The organism is Hadarchaeum sp. (SeqCode), from assembly GCF_049969415.1.
GTDB lineage: Archaea > Hadarchaeota > Hadarchaeia > Hadarchaeales > Hadarchaeaceae > Hadarchaeum.
This window is the reverse complement of the sequence record NZ_JBMFOX010000105.1, coordinates 1-1,937: the sequence shown is the minus strand read 5'-3', so window position 1 is coordinate 1,937 and position 1,937 is coordinate 1. Positions and strand designations below refer to the sequence as shown.

The 1,937-nt window shown below is 48.6% G+C and carries 3 protein-coding genes and 1 pseudogene; 3 read left to right on the top strand and 1 reads right to left on the bottom strand.

All coding sequences use genetic code 11. From position 1 onward, the window contains the following. The 3 genes from ACP5PX_RS08125 to ACP5PX_RS08115 all read left to right on the top strand — a co-directional run. A partial coding sequence (locus tag ACP5PX_RS08125) for an XdhC family protein (RefSeq protein WP_428085445.1) occupies positions 1-510 on the top strand: 510 nt, incomplete at its 5' end. An 86-nt stretch (positions 511-596) separates the two neighbouring features. Next, on the top strand, positions 597-1,166 hold the full coding sequence (locus ACP5PX_RS08120; RefSeq protein ID WP_428085444.1) for an ATP cone domain-containing protein: 570 nt from the start codon (positions 597-599) through the stop codon (positions 1,164-1,166). 20 nt (positions 1,167-1,186) lie between these two features. Then, positions 1,187-1,471 (top strand): hypothetical protein, encoded by a 285-nt coding sequence (locus ACP5PX_RS08115; RefSeq protein ID WP_428085443.1) that lies wholly within the window; start codon positions 1,187-1,189, stop codon positions 1,469-1,471. Positions 1,472-1,725: 254 nt separating this feature from the next. On the opposite strand, the pseudogene ACP5PX_RS08110 reads toward ACP5PX_RS08115, so the two are convergent. Then, positions 1,726-1,937, bottom strand: a pseudogene (locus ACP5PX_RS08110) (IS1595 family transposase); the annotation flags it as partial.

Here is a 1,937-nt window from a genome sequence, read left to right as displayed (position 1 = left end):
CTCTGGTGCGGGGGTGAGATGACGGTTTTTGTGGATGTAATCAAGCCACGGCCGAAGATGGTGATTGTCGGTTCAGGACACATTGCACTGCCGACTTACAAGATTGGGGAAATCTTAGGATTCGAAATAGTTGTTGTCGACAACAACTTCGAAACCGCCACGAAAGAGCGATTCCCAAACGCGAGGATTATCTGCCGTGAGAACTTCGAGGAAGCGTTAAAGGAGGTCCAAGTTGACAGAAACACTTATGTTTTAATCGTCTATGGGGAGCCCATGTTCGACTTGGCCGCCTTGAGAAGGTTCGTCGTCGAAGAGGTCGCATTCTTGGGAATCTTAGGGAGTCCAGGAAAAATAGCCAAGTTTAGAGAGAGGCTCAAGGAGGAAGGCGTAGCGGCCGAGAAGATCGAGAAGATAAAGGGGCCAATAGGTCTTAACATAGGTGCGAGGACACCCGAGGAGATCGCCGTGAGCATAATGGCAGAATTGATAAAGCTGAGGTCGACATCCTAGTGCCCAGCACTTTCTGTTTGAGATCACAATAACGCGATAAAGATAGATATATTCCGTTAACGGCTCCAAATAATACAGGCGGTTTTTTGGCATTAAAGGTAATTAAGGCGGATGGCAGCGTTGAGGATTTCAAGCCGGAAAAAATAATGCGGACTCTGCTGAGATCCGGCGTAAGTGAGGCAACGGCTAGGAAGATCGTCGAGAAAATAAGAGGTACGCTTCACGATGGAATAACTACCCAAGAAATTCTGAAGCGCGTAAAGTTCCTCCTCCGAAAGGAACAAATTCAAGCCGCTATGCGCTACGACCTAAAAGGGGCGATTATGCGGCTGGGGCCGACCGGGTATCCTTTCGAAAATTTTGTGGCCAGGGTTCTCGGAGAGTACGGGTATAGGACTAAGCTGAGAGCAATCGTCGAGGGCAGGTATCTGCGGCATGAGATCGACATAATTGCCGAAAGGATGGAGGGAAGGAAGGTAAGGTGCATGGTGGAGTGCAAGTTCCACAACCAGCCCGGGGGCGTGGTTGACGCCAAAGATGTCCTCTACACCTACGCCCGTTTCCTCGACCTCAATGAGGGCAGTACCTTGGGGAAAGGTCTTCACTTCGATGAGGTTTGGCTGGTGCTAACACTCGCGTTTCCACTGAGGCGATAAGGTACGCGAACGGTAAAGGGATGAGATTGCTCTGCTGGCGCTGTGGGGGTGGTGTCTGTCCTTTTGGAATGAGCTTGGAGAAAATAATAGAGACCAAGAAACTGTATCCCGTGACGATATTGCGCTCATGCGATAGGGAGACTTTTGAAAGGCTGTTCCTGGCCGACGTGATACTTACAAAGGACGTCTTGCTTCAGGAAATAGAGAAGCTCAAGAGAAGGACCCAGCTGAAAGAGGAGAAACTTAAAAAGCTGATTTTTGAAGCGAGACAACTTTTTGCCTTTGAACGATCCGAGAAAAATTAACCGAGAGCTGAGAAAATTCTGGAAAGGTATTGAATTCGGGGGCAGAACTTAAATCAACCAATTTCGCTCTTCTACCTCAAATAGTTGATACCCTTGTTGAAATTTGTCGCTCCGTTGAACCTGATCGGTGGTTCAAGACTCTTGACTCTGGGGAGTTGACGCCTTCCTTTCAAAGTTGTTGCGGTTATGAGTCCTTTTCAAGAGTTGACGAATGATCCAGCTAAATAGGCACGCATCGCCGATGCTGAGGTCTGCTAGAGGAGAAGACCAAAGAGGGCCGAGAGTCTGTCAAAGGGGTTGAGGTCCCTGAAGTCAAACCTAAACTCAAAGAGTTTCAGGACCCTCCAAAGCTTATCCTTTCTCACTCCCCTGAGCATCCTGAGCCAAGACTTGAGCAGGGAGAAAACACCTTCTGCCGTGTTTATGTGGACATCTCCCCTTGCGTACTCTTTCTTCGAATATCGGT

Excerpts from the sequence above, each read along its gene's own strand:
- ACP5PX_RS08115 (WP_428085443.1), top strand. The coding sequence starts at position 1,187 with ATGAGATTGCTCTGCTGGCGCTGTGGGGGTGGTGTCTGTCCTTTTGGA.